Genomic DNA, 18,460 nt, shown 5'->3' with positions numbered 1-18,460 from the left:
CTTCACGGCGATCGGCCTGGAACGCCGTCGCTGTGAAAGTAAATTCATTATTTCAGGTAATTCAGCAAAGTCAGGCCACTGGTGGTGACGAACACCTTCTGCGCCGCCGACAGATAGGTCTGCTTGAGCGTCAGGTCGCTGATCAGCTCGCTGGTATCGGACAGGTTGCGGCCCAGCAGGTTGTTGATGGTCTGCGTGTAGTTTTCCTTGTTGACTTCACCGGCGGCGTCGAGGTTGTCCAGCTCGTTCTGGCGCGCGCCGATGGATGCCTTGACGGTGGACACGCTGCTGGAGATCGAGTCGATCTGGGTGTTGAACTGCGCCAGGTTGCGTGCCAGTGCCGCCTGGCTGCCGACCACCGGGGTACGTGCCGCATTGGCCGCATCCGACTGCAGCTTGAGTGCGGCGGTCGAGGTGAACTGCGCCTGGTAGCCCGGATCGTCCGGCTTCATGGCATCCAGGGTAGCCTGGGCCGCCTTGTAGGCGGCGATCGGGGTCTGGCCGCTGCCAGCGGGATAGACGTAGTTGTTGGCGGCCGTGTCATCGGCCTTGTTGGCGGCTTCGGTCACCGGCACCGACAAGACGTTGATCAGGTTGGTCATGGTCTTGAAGATGTCCTGACCATTGCCCTGGAACACCGTCTGGCCCGAGGCGCTGACATCCATCTGGCGGGTCGAGTCCACCTGCAGCGTCATGGCCCCCTGGTCGCCGTTGTAGACCACGCCGCCGGTACCATCCAGCGTGAAGGGTTGCGTCGTGCTCTTGAAGCCGGAGAAGATGTAGTTGCCCTGCCCGTCCTGGGCATTGGCATAGCCCAGCACTTCGTTGAGGTTGCCCTTGATCTCGGACGCCATGTTGATACGCTCGGCGTTCGAGTAGGAGGCATTGCCGGCCGTGATGACGTTGGATTTCAGCTTGGTCAGCATGTTGGTCAGGCTGTCCAGGGTTCCCTGCACGGTCGACAGCGCGCTGTTGGCGTTCTGGCGATTGGTCTTGTACTGGTCGTTGAGGGCCGAGGTCTGGGTCATGTCCAGGGCGCGGGCGGCAGCCACCGGATCATCCGAGGGCAGCAACACCTTCTGCTGCGCCGTCACCTGCTGCGTCAGCTTCAGGATCTGGCTCTGCATGCTGGTCAGGTCATTGTTGCTCGACTGATAGAGCATCTGGGTGCTAATACGCATGGTCGTCTTCCTTTAACTGATTAACCGCCCAGGGTGAGCAGGACATTGATCATGTCGCTGGCGGCCTGGATGATCTTGGCCGCGGCCTGGTACTGCTGCTGGTTCTTGATCATCTGCGCCAGTTCCTCGTCCTGGTTGACCCCGGACTCGGACTGCTGCTGGGCCTGGATCGCCGTCAGGCGCGTCTTCTCGGCCGTGTTGGTGACGTTGATCTCGTTGGTCTTGTTGCCGATGGTGGCCACCAGCTGCGAGTAGGAACCCTGGAAGCTGGTGCCATTGATGGTGTTGGCCGTCTGCAGGTTGGCCATGGCCAGCGCGTTGCGGTTGTCCGACGCGGCGCTGGTGTTGGCGGCAATGGTGAACTGGTCGCCATTGGACGGCTGGCCCGAAATCTTGAACTTGACGCCGCTGATCTCGTAGGTGTCGCCAGCGGTATAGGCCAGGCTGGTGGCACCGCCTGCGATGGCGGTGGTGGTGCCATCCTGGTGGGTGATGGTGCCGCCACCAGCAGGCACGGCCGGCGAAATGGTGAACGCCGGCGGCGTGGCCGCGGTGTTGTAGGTCAGCGTGGTCGGCTTGGTCAGCGGCGTGGTGGTGGTCAGGTACGCCGCCGTGACCGAACCGGTGTTGATCGTCGCCGTGCCCTTGTTGGCCGCCACCGGCGCGAAGTTGAACTTGTCGCCGGCCGACGGTGTGCCGGTCAGGGAGTAAGTCACGCCTCCGCTGCTGATGGTCATGCCCGGCGTGTAGTTGAACGCCGTGCCGGCTGCCACCGAACCGGTGGTGCCGTCCGGATTGGTATAGGTCACCGCAGGTGCCGGCGTTGCTCCGGTCCAGGCCGCCGTCAGTTGCACCTGGGTGCCGCTCAGCGAAGCCGTGAAGGCGACCGAGGAGCCCTGCTTGAAGGTGGTCGGATCCAGCGAGGTGTTGGAGATGATCGCATTGCCGGTATTGGTGCCCGGCGTGCTGGCATTGACGTTGTTGGTGGCGTTGATCGCGGTGGTGATCGGCGCGGCCGTGGCCAGCAACTGGGTATTGTTGAGCGCCAGCGAGAAGGCAGCTGCGCCATTGGCGGTCGGCTGGATCTTGTAGGTGTTGCCGCTGGCCATGGTCGGCGCGCCGCCCGGGGTCGCACCGTTGGAGTAGGTCACGCCATCGAGCGTGACCGGGAAATCACCCGCGACCTTGACGGTCTTGGTGTTGTCCGACAGCCGGGTGAAGGTGTAGTTGGTGCCGTCATAGCTCAGCGTGTAGTCGCTGGTGCTCAGCGCCGAGGGATCGCTGATGGTCGACGTCAGGTTGGTCGTCCCGGTATTGCCGGGGAAACCGATCAGGTTGGGCGAGCTGACGTTGAACATGGCCGTGCCGGCATCGCCGTTCTGGTCCAGGCCCAGCTTCTGTTGCTGGTTGAAGGCCGTGCCCATGGCGATGGCGATGCGCCCCAAAGCGTTCTGGGTCGGATCCAGCGTTTCCGTGCGGTACTTGAGCAGACCGCCCAGGCTGCCGCCGTCATAGAAGAAGCTGTCGGGAATCGTGACCGTGCCGCCGCCCGCAGTGACCTGGCCGATCTGCAGACGCGAGACATCGGTAGGCGAATTGGTCACCACCATCTGGGTGACCTGGTCGCCCGTCACCAGCGCCTGGCCGGTGCCGATGAACACGCTCACCGCGCCGGTATCCTGCGGCACGGTGGTGATCTTGACGTACTTGTTCAGCTCGGACACCAGCTGGTCGCGCTGGTCCAGCAGATCGTTGGGCGGCTGGCCGCCACCGGTACCGTTGGCATTGACGATGGCCTGGTTCAGCTTGGCGATCTGCTGGGCATAGGAATTGATGCTGGTCACCGTGGAGGTGATCTGGCTGTTGACGCTGGCGCTGCTCTGGGCCAGCTGGTCATTGATGCTGGAGACGCGCGCTACCAGGGTCGACGCCTGCGACAGCACCGACTGGCGCGAAGCCTGGGTATTCGGGTTGGAGGCCAGGTTCTGGACTGCCGCAAAGAAATCCTGCAGCGCGGGCGACAGGCCGGCCTTGGTATCGGCCACCATGTTGTTGATCTGCGAGATCTGGGAGTAGTACGAATCCAGCGAACTGGCCGAACTCTGCGAGGCCAGCGCCTGCTTGGTCAGGAAGTCGTTGTAGATGCGCTTGATCTCGGTGACCTGGGTGCCCTGGCCGACGAAACCGTAACCGTAGTTGATGCCGCCGGCCGAGCTTTGCACGACTTCCTGGCGGTTGTAGCCGGGAGTGGTGGCGTTGGAGATGTTGTGGCTGGTGGTGGCCTGCGCCGCCATGGCCGCCTGCAACGCGCTTTGCCCGATACTGAAGATGTTAGTTGCCATGCTAGGTTGTCGTCCCTGAAAGCTTTTAGCGGAATAACCAAGTCAACGGCAGGATTGACCAAAACTTTAGAGGGTCCGGTCCAAATTTGTTTCCGGCCGGAACCGATGAGCTTGCCGCCCGGACACGCCCTGCGGCGCTGAAAAATCAGGCCGAGAGCGACTGGCGGATGATGCGCGAAAGCTTCTCCGCATAATGCGGATCGGTCGCATAGCCGGCGCGCTGCAGCCCATAGGCGAAGCCGTGGGCATCCTGGGCGCTGGCCAGTACCTTCTCGTAGCGCGGATTGCTGCGCAGCAAGTTGGCGTAATCCTTGAAGGCATCCGCATAGGAATCATAGGCGCGGAATTTCTCCACGCGCTTCTGCGGTTTGCCGTTGATGTATTCGATGGTGGTGGCCTCGACCACCTTGCCGGTCCAGTTGCCGGTGGCCTTGATGCCGAACAGGTTGTGCGCCGAGCGGCCATCGCGCGTGACGATTTCCTTCTTGCCCCAGCCGGTTTCCAGCGCGGCCTGCGCCAGCATGAACTTGGCCGGAATGCCGGTCATCTTGCTGGCCATTTCGGCGTCGGCCTGCAGGCGGTTCTGGAAGGCTTCGACGTGGGCCGGCTTGTTGGAATTGCGGCGCTGCTTGTTGCGGCCATCCTGGTCCGTACTCTCCGCCGCCTGCTGGCTGGCGAAGCTCTGGATGAACTTGGCGCGGTCGGCATCGCTCATGTCCTTGACCAGCGGAATACCCATCGGCAAGCCCTCTTCGCCCGGCAAGGGATTGCCTTCCAGGTCCTGCGCGTCCGGCAGTTTCTTGGGCAGCGAGGCCGAGAGCTGGCGCGTCAGCACGTCAGCCAGGCCCACGCCGCGCTGGGCCAGGCTCTGGCTCAGCTGCTGGTCCAGCATGGAGGTAAACATCTTGGTCTGTTCGTTGTCGAACGGGCCGTTCTGCGGGGTGGCATCCCGCATGCTCTTCATCACCATGTTCAGGAACAGCGCCTCAAATTGCTTGGCTGCGCCCTTGACGGACTCCGGCGTGTTCTGCTTGGCAGCCTCACGCAGGCCGTTCAGCCCATTCGCATCGACGGCAAGTCCCTCGGTCGGATTGGATGGGTTGATCTTGTTGAGCATGGATTACCTTGGAGGAAAGCGTTGGGTGTCGGATCAGTCCGGAGCGTCAGATCACTTCGAGTTCTGCGCGCAGCGAACCGGCCGCCTTCATGGCCTGCAGGATGGCCAGCAAGTCCTGCGGCGTGGCACCGATGGCATTGAGCGCCTTGACCACATCGGACAGCGAGGCCCCGCCCTTCAACAGCATGACCTTGCCCGGCTCCTTGTTGATCGAGACCTGGGCATTCTGCACGCCCGCGGTCTGGCCACCGGCCAGGGCATTGGGCTGGCTGACCGCATTGTCGGCCTGGATCACCACCGACAGGTTGCCGTGCGAGACCGCGCAGGTATCGAGCATCACGCTCTGGTTCATCACCACCGAGCCGGTACGTGCATTCAGGATCACCTTGGCGGCCAGCTTGCCGGGGGTGACATCGACGTTTTCGAGCGCGCCGAGGAAGGCCACGCGGTCGCCGCTGGAGATCGGTGCGCGCACCCGGATCACGCGGCCATCCTGGGCCACGGCGGTATCACTGCCAAAACGCTTGTTCAGTGCATCGACCACCCGGCTGGCGGTCGAGAAATCATTGTCGTTCAGTTCCAGCATCACCATGTCGCCGCCACCGAGGGAACTGGGCACCGCCCGTTCCACGGTCGCACCGCCCGAGATGCGGCCTGCCGACAGCTGGTTGATGACGGTGCTGCTGCCGGCAGCCGAACCGCCGGCACCACCGACCACGATGTTGCCCTGGGCGATGGCATAGATCTGGCCGTCCGCACCCTTCAGGGGAGCCATCAGCAGCGTGCCGCCGCGAATGCTCTTGGCGTTGCCGATGGAAGAAACCGTCACGTCGATCAGCTGGCCCGGCTGCGCGAAGGCCGGCAAGGTAGCCGTCACCATCGCTGCCGCCACGTTCTTCAGCTGCATGTTGCTGCTGGTGCCGCTGGGCACGTTCACGCCCAGTTGCTGCAGCATGCTCACCACGCTCTGCACCGTAAAGGGTGTCTGTGTGGTCTGGTCACCGCTGCCGTCAAGACCTACCACCAGCCCGTAACCTACCAGCTGGTTCTGACGCACGCCCTGGATGCTGGCCAGGTCCTTGAGGCGCTCGGCGTGGGCCGGCGCGGCAGCGGCCACGCACAGTGCGGCCACGGCAGCAGCCGACAGGAGCTTGCTGCCCATCCTGATCATGTCCATGGCGAAAAATCCTTTCCGGGTCATTGCACTACTCCACATCAGAAAGGAGAAACGCTGAAGAAGAAACGGCCCAGCGAGGACATGAAGTCAGCCATGTCGACGCGGGTATTGGTACGGTATTCGACCTTGGCGTCAGCCACCAGGGTAGACGAAACGGTGTTGCCGGTCTGGATGTTGTCGGGGCTGACGGTGCCGGAGAAGCGGACATATTCCACGCCCTTGTCCAGCGCCACCTGCTTTTCACCCGAGACCACCAGGTTGCCGTTGGGGAGCACTTCCACCACGGTCACGCCGATGGTGCCGGTGAAGGTGTTGCTGGAGCTGGTGGCGCCCTTGTCCTCGAATTTGGAGGACGAGGTACCGGAGGCGGACAACTCCTTGATGGATGTGCCGAAGATGGTCGGTGCCGGCGAGGCTACCGTGCCTGTCTTGCTGGCCGAACTCCCGGCTGACTTGACGGCACTGGTCTTTTCGTTGATGACGATGGTGATGGTGTCACCCACCAGGCGCGCGCGGCGGTCTTCCAGCAAGGGGCGGTAGACCGCCGACTGGAAGATCGCGCCGGAGGTCGGCGGTGCGTAGGATGCCGGTTGCGGACGCGCCGTCTTGGGCCCGGTCACGATACTGTCCGGCACGGTGGTGCAGGCGCTCACGCCCAACACGCCCGCGATGGTGGCCAATTTCAGCATGCTTTTCATCATTGCCTCGTCCTTCTTCTGCTACCGACTGCCTTGTTCAAAAACCACTGCACGACTGCATTACAGCTGCGAAATCTTGGCCAGCATCTGGTCGGAAGTGGTGATGGCCTTGCTGTTGATTTCGTAGGCGCGCTGGGTCTGGATCATGTTGACCAGTTCTTCCACCACGTTCACGTTGGAGGTTTCCACGTAACCCTGCCACAGGGCACCGGCACCGTTGGTGCCCGGGGTGTTCGGGTTCGGGGTACCGGAAGCGGCGGTTTCCACGTACAGGTTCTCGCCACGGCTTTCCAGACCGGCCGGGTTGATGAAGGTGGCGACCTGGATGGTGCCGATCTGGGTGGTGGCGGTCGAACCGGCCTGCATGATCGAGACGGTACCGTCACGGCCCACGGTCAGCTTGGTGGTGTTGAGCGGAATGGTGATCGGCGGCTGCAGCGTATAGCCGCTGGAGGTCACCATCTGGCCCTGGCTGTCGGTCTGGAAGGAACCGTCGCGGGTATAGGCGGTGGTGCCGTCCGGCAGCAGGATCTGGAAGAAGCCGTTGCCCTGAATCGCCAGATCCTTGTCATTGTTGGTCTGGTTGACGTTGCCTTGGGTGAAGATACGTTCGGTGGCGACCGGACGCACGCCGGTACCGATCTGCAGGCCCGAGGGCAATTGCGTCTGCTGCGAGGACTGGGCACCGGGCTGGCGCACGGTCTGGTACAGCAGGTCTTCGAACACGGCGCGCGAACGCTTGAAACCGTTGGTGCTGACGTTGGCCAGGTTGTTGGAGATCACGTCCAGTTGCGTCTGTTGCGCATCCAGGCCGGTCTTGGAAATCCACAGGGAACGAATCATTTGTTTCTCCGGTAATCAGCGCTTGCGCTGCGGGTGCATCGGTGAGGTCAGGTGCGTAGGCAGCATCAAGACAGCGACAGGATCGTGGTCGCCTTGGTGGAATCACTTTCGGCGGTCTGGATCACTTTCATGTTCATTTCGAACTGGCGCGACAGGTTGATCATGTTGACCATCGCTTCCACCACGTTCACGTTGCTGCCTTCGACCGCACCGCTGGCCAGGCGCACGTTGGCGTCGGGCTGGGCGGCACCGGTGATGGTGCGGAACAGGCCGTCGTCGCCGCGTTTCAGGTTCTTCTCGTCCGGGTTGACCAGCTTGATGCGGCCCAGCACGTTGACCGCATTGGGAATGCCGTTGGTCGGGATCGACGACACCGTGCCGTCAGCCGCGATGGCCACGGTGGTATCGGGCGGAATCGTGATCGGACCGCCGTCACCCTGCACGGACTGGCCGTTCTGGGTCTGCAGGATGCCGTTCTCGTTGATCTTGAAGCTGCCGTTGCGGGTGTAGGCTTCGCCGCCATCGGCAGTCTGCACCGCGATCCAGCCACGGCCCTGAATGGCCACATCCAACGCACGGCCGGTGTCCTGGATCGGACCCTGCGAAAAATCATTGCCTGCGGTGGAGTCCACCACGAAAGCACGCGTCGGCAAGCCCTGCCCCACCACCGGTGCCGAACGGAAGGTATTCAATTGGGCACGAAAGCCCGTGGTCGTGGCATTGGCCAGGTTGTTGCTGGCGCTGGCTTGCTGCTCAAGCGTGTGCTTGGCGCCCGACATCGCTGTATAGACCAGACGATCCATATCACCCCTTAGTGGTGGCACCCATCCCTGGCACCACCGGTTGAAACCGGCCACCGGCGACGCCGGCAGCCTTGAAGCAGGCGCGCCGCAAGGCGCGCCGGATCACCCTGTTAACGCAGGCTGACCAGCGTCTGCAACACGGTATCCTGCACCTTGATGGTCTGCGAGTTGGCCTGGTAGACCCGCTGCGCCACGATCATGTTGACCAGCTCGGCGGTCAGGTCGACGTTGGAGTCTTCCACCGCACGGGCCTGCAGGGTACCGAAGGTACCGGTGGTCGGCTTGCCCACCAGCGGGCTGCCGGCGGCGGCCGTGGCGGAGTACAGGTTGTTGCCCAGCGGCTGCAGGCCGTTGGGGTTGGCGAAATTGACCAGCACCACGCTGCCCAGATTCTTGGTCTGCTGGTTGCTGTAGGAACCGACGATGGTGCCGTCCTTGTCAATCGAGAAGCTCGACAGGGTGCCCGGCGGCATGCCGTTCTGGCTCTGCGCCAGGTTGACGAAGGCCGAACCGGTCTGGGTCGAGCCGGTGTAGCTCAGCGCAATGGTGCTGGCGAAGTTGCCGCCCGCCTTGGCCACCCCGGGGTTGGTACCGGTCGTAGTCAGGTCGATGGTCATGGCACCGCCCGAGGTCAGGGTACCGGTCGAATCGAACACCATCGAACCCAGCTTCAGGGGGACCGTGCCGCCCGAGGTGGTGGTCAGGGTCTTGCCGTCAACGGTGGCGTAGACGTCCCAGGTAGTGGTCGGCGGCGTGCCGGTCGGCGTGTTCTTCACATAGAAAGTCTGGACGCTGTACGGATTGCCCAAGCTGTCATAGATGGTCACGCCGGTCGAGTTGTTGTACGAGGTCGGGTCGGTGGCGCTGAAGGTGGTCGTGGTCGGCACGGTCACGCGCGAATCCAGGTTGACCTTGGTATTGATGGTGGTGGTGGTGGTCGCCGGGATCGAGGACGTATCAATCTGCAGGCGCACCGGGTCGCCACCGGTCACGCCGGCTGCATAACCCATCAGGAAGGCCCCGTTCATGCTGGGGTTGACGATGTAGCCGTTCTTGTCGAGCTGGAACTGGCCATTGCGGCCGTACATCGGCGACAGGTCGCTGGAGCTGGCGGCCAACTGGAAGAAACCGTCACCATTGATGGCGATATCCAGCGGGTTGTTGGACGACGTGATATTGCCCTGGGTGAACTGTTGCGCCACATTGGCGACCGTCACACCGATACCCACCGGCGAATTGCCGGAACGGTTCATGGAATTGGCGTACATGTCGGCAAACTGCGTCTGCGACTGCTTGAAACCCACCGTGCTGGCGTTGGCCACGTTATTACCGATGACGTCCAGGCTCTTGGCTGCGCCGTTCAGTCCGCTCAGACCTTGCTGAAAACTCATGAGATATCCCCTTGTTCCGAATGTTGTCGGTAATGACGATTAAAGAATTTGCACGACGTCGGTCGGCTTGATGGTGCCGACATTGGTGACGTTGAGCTTGACGCCGTCCGACGCAGTCGAGACGCTGGAAACGGTACCGAACGACAGGGTCGAAGCGGTGACTGCAGTGCCATTGTTGGAGGCACTGACGGTGAAGGTGTAATTGCCGTCGGCCACCTTGCCGCCGGTATCGTTGGAGCCGTCCCAGATCACCGGCACCACGCCGGCGGCCTGGGTGCCCAGGTCGGTGGTGTGCACCACGGCGCCCGAGGAATCCTTGATGGTGACCACTACGGAGGAGGCGGTACCGGACAGGTTCACGCCGAACACCGCCTTCTGGCTGGTGGTTTCCGTACCGCTGGCATCCTTGGTGGTATCGCTGGTCAGCTGGATGCTGTTGCCCGGGGCCAGCACGCTGTGCCCGATCATGTTGGCGGTCGACAGCGCCTGCGAGGAATTGAGGTTGCTCATCAGCGTGGACAGCGAATTGTTCAGCTGGCTGATGCCCGTGACCGTCGACAACTGTGCCATCTGGGTGGTCAGCTGCGAGTTGTCCATCGGGTTGCTGGGATCCTGGTTCTTCATCTGCGCAATCAAGAGCGTCAGGAAGCGGTTCTGGATCGCGTCCGGGCTGTTGTTGTCCAGGCTGGAAGAGCTGGTGGTAGTGGACGAGCTGCTGCTCGTGCCATTCATTGCGGTGAGCAGGTCACTGGAGACGATTGCCATGGTTCAGGTCCTGGTTATTGGCCGATGGTGAGGGTCTTGACGAGCATGGCCTTGGCCGTGTTCATCGTTTCCACATTGGTCTGGTAAGAGCGGGAGGCCGAGATCATGTTGACCATTTCCTCGACCGGATTGACGTTGGGCATGGCGACGTAGCCATTGCCATCGGCCATGGGATGCTTGGGGTCGTAGACCAGCTTGGGCGGGGCTTGATTCTCGACCACGGCCGCCACTTTCACGCCGCTGTCCTTGACGCTGCCCACCGGAATGGCTTCGAACACCACCTGCTTGGCCTTGTAGGGCGTGCCATCGGGGCTGGTCGCGCTGTCGGCGTTGGCGATGTTGCTGGCCGTGGCGTTGAGGCGCTGTGCCTGGGCGCTCATGGCCGAGCCGGCGACGTTGAAGATGTTGGAAAGAGACATGTTTATCAGCCCGGTTGGATAGCGTTCAGCATGGCCTTGATCTGGCCGTTCACGGAGGTGACTCCGGCTTCGTAGCGGATGCCGTTGTCCAGGAATTCATTGCGCTCCACATCCATATCGACCGTATTGCCGTCCACGCTGCCCTGGGCCGGCGTGCGGTACTGCAAGGCGGTGCCGCCGATGCTGCCCGGACCGTTGTCGGGCGCGGTGCCGGCCACGTGCGTGGCAGCAGTGCGCTCCAGCTGCAGCGGCGGGATCGTGTTGGACTTGTTGTCCAGCGCATTCTTGAGCGCGTCGGCAAAGTTGACGTCACGCGCCTTGTAGTTGGGCGTGTCCGCGTTGGCGATGTTGGACGCCAGCACCTGCTGGCGCTGGGACCGCAGGTTCAGCGCCATCTCGTTGAAACGGAAATAATCGTCGAGCTTAGAGACCATCAGGTCCTCCGGAAGTACCAGCGCCCCCTGTCCTGCCCGGCCTGTTGCCGGGCCGCTTGCGGACTGCGCCGATGATGGAATTACGTAGGCTTGATCATACGTTCGCACCCCGAACTCTAAGGGGCGATAAAGAGAGAAAAGCCTCCCCTGTTTGCCCTTTTGACCTCGCGCGCGCGACGTACCATGAGTGCCAAGATTCGCCTATGCCCTGCGGGCAAGTTGCACAAAATGAAACACGCTTTCCGCGCCCTGCGCCGCACTTTCGCCGTCCTGTCCTTGCTGGCAGCCGGCCTGGGGGCGACTGCGCCTGCGCTCGCCCAGAACGACCCCAACTCCCCCCAAAAGCAGGACTTGCAAGCCTTGCAACAAGTGGCGGAGCAATTCCTGAAAAGCCAGACCTCGGGCTTGCCCGGCAGCGTCACGGTCACCATCGATCCCGCCGATGCACGCCTGACGCTGGCGGCCTGCCTTGAACCGCAAGCCTTCATGCCCAATGGTGGCCGCCTGTTCGGCCGCACCACGGTCGGCATCAAGTGCGTGGCCCCCTCCCCCTGGACCATCTACCTGCGCGCCAACGTGCAGGTGATCTCGGATTACCTGGTCGCCGCGGTCCCGCTGGCCCAGGGCCAGACCATCAGCGCCAGCGACATCACACGCATTCGCGGCGACATGTCGGCGCTGCCCAGCGGCGTGATCACCGAAGAATCACAGGTCATCGGCCGCGTCGCCAACATGTCGCTGCGCGCCGGTACGCCGCTGCGCCTCGACACCATCCGCAACCAGCGCGTGGTGCAGCAAGGCCAGGCGGTACGGGTCGTATCGATCGGCCCGGGCTTCCAGATTTCCACCGAAGCGCGCGCCCTGACCAATGCCAACGAAGGCCAGATGGCCCAGGCCCGGACGGCGGCCGGCCAGGTGGTGAGCGGTATTGCCAAAGCGGGCGGGATTCTGGAAATCAACTACTGAGCCGGCGACCCCGGCTTCTGTATTGATATGAAGCAATTTCCCGCAGGGCAAGTGCCGCGCGGAACGCAGCGGATCGCCCGAACAGGAATGTGAAGAAAAGTACCCGAATTCAGCTTAATTCAGGTGCGGGAATGTTAAAGTTTGCCCAGAACTGGTCGATAATCCATACGACAGGCGGGTGCGAAGCGCCCCCACCCTACAAGGAATACTGCCGTGAACGTTAACGACGCCCTCAAATCTGCTGCCCTCAACACCGAGCAGACGCAAACGCAGACCCGCAACACGACTGCCGCCAATCCTGCGGGCACTGACCCGGCCGCCACCAAAGCGGCTTCGGACAGCGTGCGCTTGTCCAGCACCTATCAGGCGCTGGAAACCAAGGACACCAAAAACGGCGGTTTCAATGCCGAAAAAGTGGAAAAGCTGAAAGCGGCCATCGCCAACGGCACTTTCCAGATCGATGCCGACAAGATCGCCGACGGCGTGATCGATACCGTCAAGAATCTCATCAGCGCCCGCCCGGCCTGATTACCGTTTTACCGCTCAGAGGATCTTTCGCATGAATCCGGCCAGCAACCTGTCCCTGGAACACGCCGCGCTGTCGCGCCTGGTGGAAAAACTGAGCCAGGAACAGGCACTGCTGGCGGAAGCCACCGCCGAAGGCCTGACCGACATCATTACCGAAAAGGCCGCGATAGTTGCTGAAATGTCCACGCTGGCCGGCAATCGCCATGCGCTGCTGGGCAGCCTCGGCTACAGTGCAGATGAAAGCGGCATGCAACAGTGGATGAATGAGCAAGCCGGCGACGCTGACCGCGAGATCTGGGCCAGCCTGTTCGAACTGGCGCAGGACGCCAAGGAACTGAACCGCGTCAATGGCCTGCTGATCGGCAAGAAGCTGTCCATCAATCAGAGCGCCCTGACCATCCTGCAGGGCAAGACCGGCACCGGCAATTTCTATGGCCCGGACGGCCAGAACAGCATCCGGTCCTCGGGACGCCGTCTGGGCGTGGTATAAGTTTCAGCCGCTTCCCGCTCACGGAAGCACAGCAAGATCGCATCAACAAAAAGCCCGGCATTTGCCGGGCTTTGTCGTTAACGCGTCCTGCGACCTCTCTCGGATCTGCGCCCTGAAGGCAGGCAGCCTCAGGCCACCCCGCTCCAGGAATGCTCGCGCAGATACGAACGCATGCGCGAGATCGCCTGGCTGTGCAACTGGCACACGCGCGATTCGGAAACGCCCATGACGGCGCCGATTTCCTTGAGGTTCATTTCCTGCTCGTAGTACAGCGCCATCAGGATCTGCTCACGCTCGGGCAAGGCCTTGATGGAATCCACCACGGCTTCACGGAAACCGCCATTGATCAGGCTCTGCAGCGGATCATCATCGCCGTCGCCGGTCTGGTAGCGGTCCAGGAAGTGTTCGTGGCCGCCATCGTCGTCGTGAAAATCTTCGTAATAGATCAACTGGTGGCCGCCGCAGTCGGTCAGCAGCGACTGATACTCGGCCAGGCTAATTTTCATGTGCTGCGCCACTTCCGCTTCTTGCGGCTGGCGGCCCAGTTGCTGCAGCAGGGACTGCATGGCTTCTTCCACCTTGCGCGCATTCTGGCGGATGCTGCGCGGCAGCCAGTCGCTGCTGCGCAGCTCATCCAGCATGGCACCGCGGATACGCTGCACGGCGTAGGTCTCGAACTGCGCGCCATGGGTTTCCTCGTAGCGGTTGACGGCGTCGAGCAAGCCCATCATGCCGGCCTGGATCAGGTCGTCCACCTCTACGCTGGGGGGCAGCTTGGCCTTGAGCTGATGCGCCAGTTTCTTGACCAGCGGCGCATGCTGCTCCAGCACGTCGTTCTTGCCCTTTTTTCCCTTGACGTTATACATGCACGTCACACTCCCAGACTGGCGCCGTCGGTGGCCATCCCGTAGCTGCTGCGGGCTGCATCCGGACCGGCCGTGAAGCGCTTGGACAGGCGCTGGAAGGCCAGCGCGGCACCGGCGAAGGGAAACACGTCCATCACCGCCCGCCCCTGTCCGGTGGCGCGGCGAATATGGTCATCCGCCGGAATCGCGCCGATGAAATTGAGCTGCGCCGCCAGGTAGCGGCTGGCCGCCTGGGCCATGTTGGCATAGACGGTACGGGCTTCGGCTTCGGTGGCATCGTTGACGATGAGACTGAAGGGACGGCGGCCGATGCGGTCGCTCAGGCTCTTCAGCAGCACATAGGCCGCCTTGATGGAAGACGCCGTGGTCGAGACCTGGATCACGATCTCGCCCATTTCCATGGTCGGCACCGGCAGCGACAGGTCGCGCGCCAGCACGCCATTGACGAGCGTAATCTCGGCCTGCTCGATGAGGCTGTCGAAGATCTCCGCCAGACGGCCGGCATGCGGATCGGTCGCCGAGGGCACGCTGCGGCGGGCGATGCGCGCCATCGAAAAACCTTCCGGCAGGAGCCGTGTGGCTTCCGCCATGGGACGCTCCATCCGCGCCACTTCCTGCAGCGTCGCCACGTCGTGACGCAGGCCGATGCGGGTCAGCAGACCGGTCGTGGCAACGTCGCCATCCACCACCAGCACGCTGTGCTTGGCCTGCGACAGGGACGCCGCCAGATTGATGAGCATGGCACTCTTCTCTTCCTCACCCAGCACCGAGAAGAAGGTGAACAGCCTGGGCACCGGACGCTCCAGCATCCGGCGCAGCCCTGCTGCCTGGTCGATATCGTAACTAGCCAAAGCTCACCTCACGCAGTCCCCGGTCATTCATGGACATGGCAGTAGGACCGATCACGCCCGGCAACTCACCTTCCTGGAATTCGAAAGGGGCGGTTTCACGCTTCTGCTTGAAGGCACGGTCGGCCAGGTAGAGCTTGTTGGCCACATGCAGGTCTTCGGGCACGCGCTGGCCATTGGCCACGTAATGCAGGTTGAGCTTGTGGCGGATCACCACATCCAGCACGTTGCCGATGGTGGCGGCTTCGTCCAGCTTGGTGATGATGCAGCCGGCCAGCCCGGAGCTGGAATAGGCATGCACCACTTCATTGAGCGTACCGCCGGTGGCGGTGGCATTCAGGCACAGCAGGCGCTTGATGTCCACGCCGGCACCGGCCAGCATGGCGTCCTGCTCGGCCACCATCTGGTCGCGCTGGCCGACACCGGCGGTATCGATCAGTACGGTGTGCTTGCCCTTGAGCTCTTCCAGGGCGATGCGCAGGTCGGTCTCATCCTTGACCGAGTGCACCATCACACCCAGGATCTTGCCGTAGATGCGCAGTTGTTCGTAACCACCGATACGGTAGCCGTCGGTCGTGATCAGGGCCAGCTTGCCGGAGCCGTGGCGCATCACGCAGCGCGCCGCCAGCTTGGCGGTGGTGGTGGTCTTGCCAACGCCGGTGGGGCCGACCAGCGCGAAGACGCCGCCGTTTTCCAGCAGTTCGTTTTCGTTGGCCAGGGTATTGAGATTGCGCGCCAGCACCGACTTGACCCAGAACATGATGTCCTGCGACTTGGAGTTGGCAGGCAGGTTTTCGGTGATCAGGCGCGACAGGCTGGCCGAGAAGCCGGCCGCCAGCATTTCCTTCAGTACCACGCCCTTGAGCGGATCGCGTTTCTGCGTACCGCCCCAGGAAATCTCCGCCAGCTGGGTTTCCAGCACGCCGCGCATGGAGCGGATCTCGCTCATGACTTCGGAGAGGATTTCGTCGTAGTCCTTGCCATCGAATTCAGGCAGGGCCGAACGTGGACGCTGGTCATGTTCCCCGGATTCCTGCGCCTGCTGGGCCGAGGCCGGACGGCCACCGGCCGCCTGCTCCGCGCGGCGGCTGCGCCAGACGCGGGCATCGCTGGCCGGAGCGGCTTCCACCGGGCGCGCAGGCGCGCGGCCGTGGGCCGGCTGGTCCAGCAATGGCGCATGCTCGGGACGCGCGGCGCGGGGCGGCTGCTGGGCCAGCGGCGACGACAGCAGCGCCGGACGCTTGGCCTGCTGTGCGTTCGGCGCACCGGACTGCTGCTGCAGCGAGGCCGCCTGCGGGCGAGCATTGGGGTCGCGCGCGCCGGTCGGGGCCACCAGGGTGGTCATGTCCTCGTTGGCCATGGCCAGGATCTCCACCCCGTCAGGAATATTGCGGTTGGAGAGAATGACGGCATCCGGGCCAAGCGCCTCGCGCACCTGACGCCAGGCCTCGCGAGAAGAATTGGCGATAAATTTCTTGACGTTCATGCTTGCCCTCCAACTAGGCTGGTAACTTTAATCGTTTTCGACTCGGGTACTTCAGCGTGCGACAGCACGCGCAACTGCGGCATGGCGCGGCGCAGGAAGCGCGCCAGCAAGGTCCGCAGCGGTGCGCCGACCAGCAGCACGGGCGACAGGCCCATCTGCTCCTGGCGCTGCGCCGCCATTTCGGTCTGCTGCACCAGCGAATCGGCCAGGCCCGGCTCGATGCCGCCGGTGTCGCCACTGGCCTGCAGTGCCTGCATGAGCAGGCGTTCGAGCTTGGAATCGAGGGCCATGACGGCCAGCTCGCTCTCGCCCGGGAAAATCTGTTGCACGATGGCGCGTCCCAGCGCAATCCGTACAATCGCCGTCAGGTCGGTCGGATCCTGAATGCGGGCGGCGTGTTCGGCCAATGTTTCGATGATAGTGCGCATATCGCGGATATGCACGCCTTCCAGCAAGAGGTTCTGCAAGACCTTCTGCAGCGTGCCCAGCGGCAGCATCTTGGGCACCAGGTCTTCCACCAGCTTGGGGGCTTCCTTGGCCAGGTGATCCAGCAGGCTCTGCACTTCCTGGCGGCCCAGCAGTTCGGCCGCGTGCGTGGTGATGAGGTGATTCAGGTGCGTCGCCACCACGGTACCGGCATCGACCACGGTGTAACCCATGGTGGAAGCCTGTTCGCGCAGGCTGCTGTCGATCCACACGGCCGGCAGGCCGAAAGCGGGATCGGAGGTCATCATCCCTGGCAGCGGACCAGTCACCATGCCCGGATTGATGGCCAGGTACTGGCCGGCATGCGCCTCGCCGTTGCCCACTTCCACACCCTTCAGGGTGATGCGGTAGGCCGACGGCTTCAGTTCCAGGTTGTCGCGGATGTGAATCGGCGGCGACAGGAAACCGACTTCCTGGGCGAATTTCTTGCGGATGCCCTTGATGCGCTTGAGCAGTTCGCCACCCTGCCCCTTGTCCACCAGCGGGATGAGGCGATAGCCGACTTCCAGGCCCAGGGTATCGACCGGCATGACGTCGTTCCAGGTCGCCTCTTCCGCTTCCGAGGGCGCAGCTGCGGCGGCAGCGGCCTGCGGAGTGGCCGCGGCGGCTTCGGCCTTGGCCGTTTGTACCCGCTTGCTGATGGCGTAGGCACCGCCGGCCATGGCCGCAGCCAGCAGCAGGAAGGCGATGTGCGGCATGCCCGGGATCAGGCCCATGCCGCCGATGATGACGGCGGTAATGTAGAGCACTTCCGGCTTGGCGAAGAGCTGGTTGATCAGTTGCCCGCCGACGTCCTGGTCGTTGGCCACGCGCGAGACCACCACACCGGCGGCGGTCGAGATGATCAGCGAAGGGATCTGCGCCACCAGGCCGTCACCGATGGCCAGCAGCGTATAGTTCTTCAACGCGGCGTCGAAGGCCAGGTCGTGCTGCACCATGCCCACCACCAGGCCGCCGACGATGTTGACCACCGTCACGATGATGCCGGCCACGGCATCGCCGCGCACGTACTTGGAGGCACCGTCCATGGCCCCGTAGAACTCGGATTCCTGCGCCACTTCCTTGCGGCGGGCGCGGGCTTCGGGTTCACCGATCATGCCGGCGTTGAGGTCGGCGTCGATCGCCATCTGCTTGCCGGGCATGGCGTCCAGGGTGAAGCGCGCGCCCACTTCGGCAATACGGCCGGCACCCTTGGTCACCACCATGAAGTTGATGATGGTCAGGATCACGAACACCACGATACCAACGGTGTAGTTGCCGCCGATCAGGAAGTGGCCGAAGGCTTCGATCACCTTGCCGGCCGCATCCGGACCGGTGTGGCCTTCGGTCAGCACCACCCGGGTGGAGGCCACGTTCAGTGACAGGCGCAGCATGGTCGACACCAGCAGCACCGCCGGGAAGGCGATGAAGTCCAGCGGCTTGACGGTGTACAGCGCAGTCATCAGCACGATCACCGACAGCGAGATGTTGAAGCTGAACAGCAGATCCAGCATGAAAGCCGGCAGCGGCAACACCATCATCGCCAGCATCATGACGATCAGGATCGGGGCCGCCAGCGCCCGGCCGCTCTTGAGCGGGACCCAGGCCGGGATTTTCATGGTATTGAGTTTGGTTGCCATC

Annotated in this window: 18 protein-coding genes; 3 read left to right on the top strand and 15 right to left on the bottom strand. The window is 63.0% G+C overall.

Annotated elements, in window-relative coordinates; genetic code table 11:
- Positions 1-47: 47 nt before the first annotated feature.
- From flgL to flgB, 11 genes are all read right to left on the bottom strand, one after another.
- A complete protein-coding gene (gene flgL, locus J2X56_RS00965) occupies positions 48-1,181 on the bottom strand; it encodes a flagellar hook-associated protein FlgL (protein ID WP_121039734.1) in 1,134 nt (377 codons plus the stop codon).
- A 20-nt stretch (positions 1,182-1,201) separates the two neighbouring features.
- A complete protein-coding gene (gene flgK / locus J2X56_RS00960; protein WP_310157439.1) occupies positions 1,202-3,523 on the bottom strand; it encodes a flagellar hook-associated protein FlgK in 2,322 nt (773 codons plus the stop codon).
- Positions 3,524-3,668: 145 nt separating this feature from the next.
- Positions 3,669-4,640: a flagellar assembly peptidoglycan hydrolase FlgJ gene (gene flgJ, locus J2X56_RS00955; RefSeq protein ID WP_034331587.1), complete on the bottom strand. Its 972-nt coding sequence runs from the start codon at positions 4,638-4,640 to the stop codon at positions 3,669-3,671.
- Positions 4,641-4,686: 46 nt separating this feature from the next.
- On the bottom strand, positions 4,687-5,817 hold the full coding sequence (locus J2X56_RS00950; RefSeq protein WP_134135252.1) for a flagellar basal body P-ring protein FlgI: 1,131 nt from the start codon (positions 5,815-5,817) through the stop codon (positions 4,687-4,689).
- A gap of 38 nt (positions 5,818-5,855) precedes the next feature.
- Positions 5,856-6,515 carry a flagellar basal body L-ring protein FlgH gene (locus J2X56_RS00945; RefSeq protein ID WP_134135366.1) on the bottom strand — a complete coding sequence of 220 codons (660 nt, stop codon included), beginning with the start codon at positions 6,513-6,515 and terminating at the stop codon, positions 5,856-5,858.
- Positions 6,516-6,575: 60 nt separating this feature from the next.
- On the bottom strand, positions 6,576-7,358 hold the full coding sequence (gene flgG / locus J2X56_RS00940) for a flagellar basal-body rod protein FlgG (protein ID WP_034331590.1): 783 nt from the start codon (positions 7,356-7,358) through the stop codon (positions 6,576-6,578).
- Between the two features lie 65 nt (positions 7,359-7,423).
- Complete coding sequence (gene flgF, locus J2X56_RS00935) at positions 7,424-8,161, bottom strand: flagellar basal-body rod protein FlgF (RefSeq protein ID WP_034331591.1); 738 nt, start codon at positions 8,159-8,161, stop codon at positions 7,424-7,426.
- A 110-nt stretch (positions 8,162-8,271) separates the two neighbouring features.
- Entirely contained in the window at positions 8,272-9,552 is a 1,281-nt protein-coding gene (gene flgE, locus J2X56_RS00930) for a flagellar hook protein FlgE (RefSeq protein WP_310157433.1), read from the bottom strand.
- A 39-nt stretch (positions 9,553-9,591) separates the two neighbouring features.
- A complete protein-coding gene (locus J2X56_RS00925) occupies positions 9,592-10,317 on the bottom strand; it encodes a flagellar hook assembly protein FlgD (RefSeq protein WP_034329667.1) in 726 nt (241 codons plus the stop codon).
- 14 nt (positions 10,318-10,331) lie between these two features.
- The gene (gene flgC / locus J2X56_RS00920; protein WP_034329665.1) at positions 10,332-10,736 is read right to left on the bottom strand and encodes a flagellar basal body rod protein FlgC; all 405 of its coding nucleotides are present in this window, start codon (positions 10,734-10,736) and stop codon (positions 10,332-10,334) included.
- 5 nt (positions 10,737-10,741) lie between these two features.
- Complete coding sequence (gene flgB / locus J2X56_RS00915) at positions 10,742-11,170, bottom strand: flagellar basal body rod protein FlgB (protein WP_034329662.1); 429 nt, start codon at positions 11,168-11,170, stop codon at positions 10,742-10,744.
- A gap of 228 nt (positions 11,171-11,398) precedes the next feature.
- Between flgB and flgA the strand changes: the two genes are divergently transcribed.
- From flgA to J2X56_RS00900, 3 genes are all read left to right on the top strand, one after another.
- Entirely contained in the window at positions 11,399-12,136 is a 738-nt protein-coding gene (flgA, locus tag J2X56_RS00910; protein ID WP_227022625.1) for a flagellar basal body P-ring formation chaperone FlgA, read from the top strand.
- A gap of 213 nt (positions 12,137-12,349) precedes the next feature.
- Positions 12,350-12,664, top strand: coding sequence for a flagellar biosynthesis anti-sigma factor FlgM (flgM, locus tag J2X56_RS00905; RefSeq protein ID WP_039788497.1), 315 nt, complete (start codon positions 12,350-12,352; stop codon positions 12,662-12,664).
- Positions 12,665-12,695: 31 nt separating this feature from the next.
- The gene (locus J2X56_RS00900) at positions 12,696-13,154 is read left to right on the top strand and encodes a flagella synthesis protein FlgN (RefSeq protein ID WP_134135250.1); all 459 of its coding nucleotides are present in this window, start codon (positions 12,696-12,698) and stop codon (positions 13,152-13,154) included.
- Positions 13,155-13,282: 128 nt separating this feature from the next.
- Here J2X56_RS00900 and J2X56_RS00895 read toward each other — a convergent pair whose 3' ends face one another.
- From J2X56_RS00895 to flhA, 4 genes are read right to left on the bottom strand one after another with little or no spacing between them, the layout of a single operon-like run.
- Positions 13,283-14,020, bottom strand: a complete 738-nt coding sequence (locus J2X56_RS00895; protein ID WP_121039722.1) for an RNA polymerase sigma factor FliA — start codon at positions 14,018-14,020, stop codon at positions 13,283-13,285.
- Between the two features lie 5 nt (positions 14,021-14,025).
- Positions 14,026-14,829 carry an antiactivator of flagellar biosynthesis FleN protein gene (locus J2X56_RS00890; protein WP_039788501.1) on the bottom strand — a complete coding sequence of 268 codons (804 nt, stop codon included), beginning with the start codon at positions 14,827-14,829 and terminating at the stop codon, positions 14,026-14,028.
- Between the two features lie 34 nt (positions 14,830-14,863).
- Complete coding sequence (flhF, locus tag J2X56_RS00885) at positions 14,864-16,354, bottom strand: flagellar biosynthesis protein FlhF (RefSeq protein ID WP_121039719.1); 1,491 nt, start codon at positions 16,352-16,354, stop codon at positions 14,864-14,866.
- Positions 16,351-18,459 (bottom strand): flagellar biosynthesis protein FlhA, encoded by a 2,109-nt coding sequence (gene flhA / locus J2X56_RS00880; protein ID WP_039788504.1) that lies wholly within the window; start codon positions 18,457-18,459, stop codon positions 16,351-16,353. The genes flhF and flhA overlap by 4 nt, the downstream gene beginning before the upstream one ends.
- Between the last annotated feature and the right edge of the window lies 1 nt (position 18,460).

The sequence above is a fragment of the Herbaspirillum sp. 1173 genome (assembly GCF_031455335.1).
In the GTDB taxonomy this organism is placed as follows: Bacteria; Pseudomonadota; Gammaproteobacteria; order Burkholderiales; family Burkholderiaceae_D; genus Herbaspirillum; species Herbaspirillum huttiense.
This window is presented reverse-complemented; position numbering and strand designations above follow the sequence as displayed.

What these genes read in the sequence shown, in the direction of transcription:
- J2X56_RS00895 (WP_121039722.1), bottom strand. Translation starts at nt 14,020, where the DNA reads ATGTATAACGTCAAGGGAAAAAAGGGCAAGAACGACGTGCTGGAGCAG.
- J2X56_RS00890 (WP_039788501.1), bottom strand. Translation starts at nt 14,829, where the DNA reads ATGCTGGAGCGTCCGGTGCCCAGGCTGTTCACCTTCTTCTCGGTGCTG.
- flgF (WP_034331591.1), bottom strand. Translation starts at nt 8,161, where the DNA reads ATGGATCGTCTGGTCTATACAGCGATGTCGGGCGCCAAGCACACGCTT.
- flgB (WP_034329662.1), bottom strand. Translation starts at nt 11,170, where the DNA reads ATGGTCTCTAAGCTCGACGATTATTTCCGTTTCAACGAGATGGCGCTG.
- flgE (WP_310157433.1), bottom strand. Translation starts at nt 9,552, where the DNA reads ATGAGTTTTCAGCAAGGTCTGAGCGGACTGAACGGCGCAGCCAAGAGC.
- flgC (WP_034329665.1), bottom strand. Translation starts at nt 10,736, where the DNA reads ATGTCTCTTTCCAACATCTTCAACGTCGCCGGCTCGGCCATGAGCGCC.
- J2X56_RS00950 (WP_134135252.1), bottom strand. Translation starts at nt 5,817, where the DNA reads ATGGACATGATCAGGATGGGCAGCAAGCTCCTGTCGGCTGCTGCCGTG.
- flgL (WP_121039734.1), bottom strand. Translation starts at nt 1,181, where the DNA reads ATGCGTATTAGCACCCAGATGCTCTATCAGTCGAGCAACAATGACCTG.
- flgA (WP_227022625.1), top strand. Translation starts at nt 11,399, where the DNA reads ATGAAACACGCTTTCCGCGCCCTGCGCCGCACTTTCGCCGTCCTGTCC.
- J2X56_RS00900 (WP_134135250.1), top strand. Translation starts at nt 12,696, where the DNA reads ATGAATCCGGCCAGCAACCTGTCCCTGGAACACGCCGCGCTGTCGCGC.
- flgK (WP_310157439.1), bottom strand. Translation starts at nt 3,523, where the DNA reads ATGGCAACTAACATCTTCAGTATCGGGCAAAGCGCGTTGCAGGCGGCC.
- flhF (WP_121039719.1), bottom strand. Translation starts at nt 16,354, where the DNA reads ATGAACGTCAAGAAATTTATCGCCAATTCTTCTCGCGAGGCCTGGCGT.
- J2X56_RS00925 (WP_034329667.1), bottom strand. Translation starts at nt 10,317, where the DNA reads ATGGCAATCGTCTCCAGTGACCTGCTCACCGCAATGAATGGCACGAGC.
- flgJ (WP_034331587.1), bottom strand. Translation starts at nt 4,640, where the DNA reads ATGCTCAACAAGATCAACCCATCCAATCCGACCGAGGGACTTGCCGTC.
- J2X56_RS00945 (WP_134135366.1), bottom strand. Translation starts at nt 6,515, where the DNA reads ATGAAAAGCATGCTGAAATTGGCCACCATCGCGGGCGTGTTGGGCGTG.
- flgG (WP_034331590.1), bottom strand. Translation starts at nt 7,358, where the DNA reads ATGATTCGTTCCCTGTGGATTTCCAAGACCGGCCTGGATGCGCAACAG.
- flhA (WP_039788504.1), bottom strand. Translation starts at nt 18,459, where the DNA reads ATGGCAACCAAACTCAATACCATGAAAATCCCGGCCTGGGTCCCGCTC.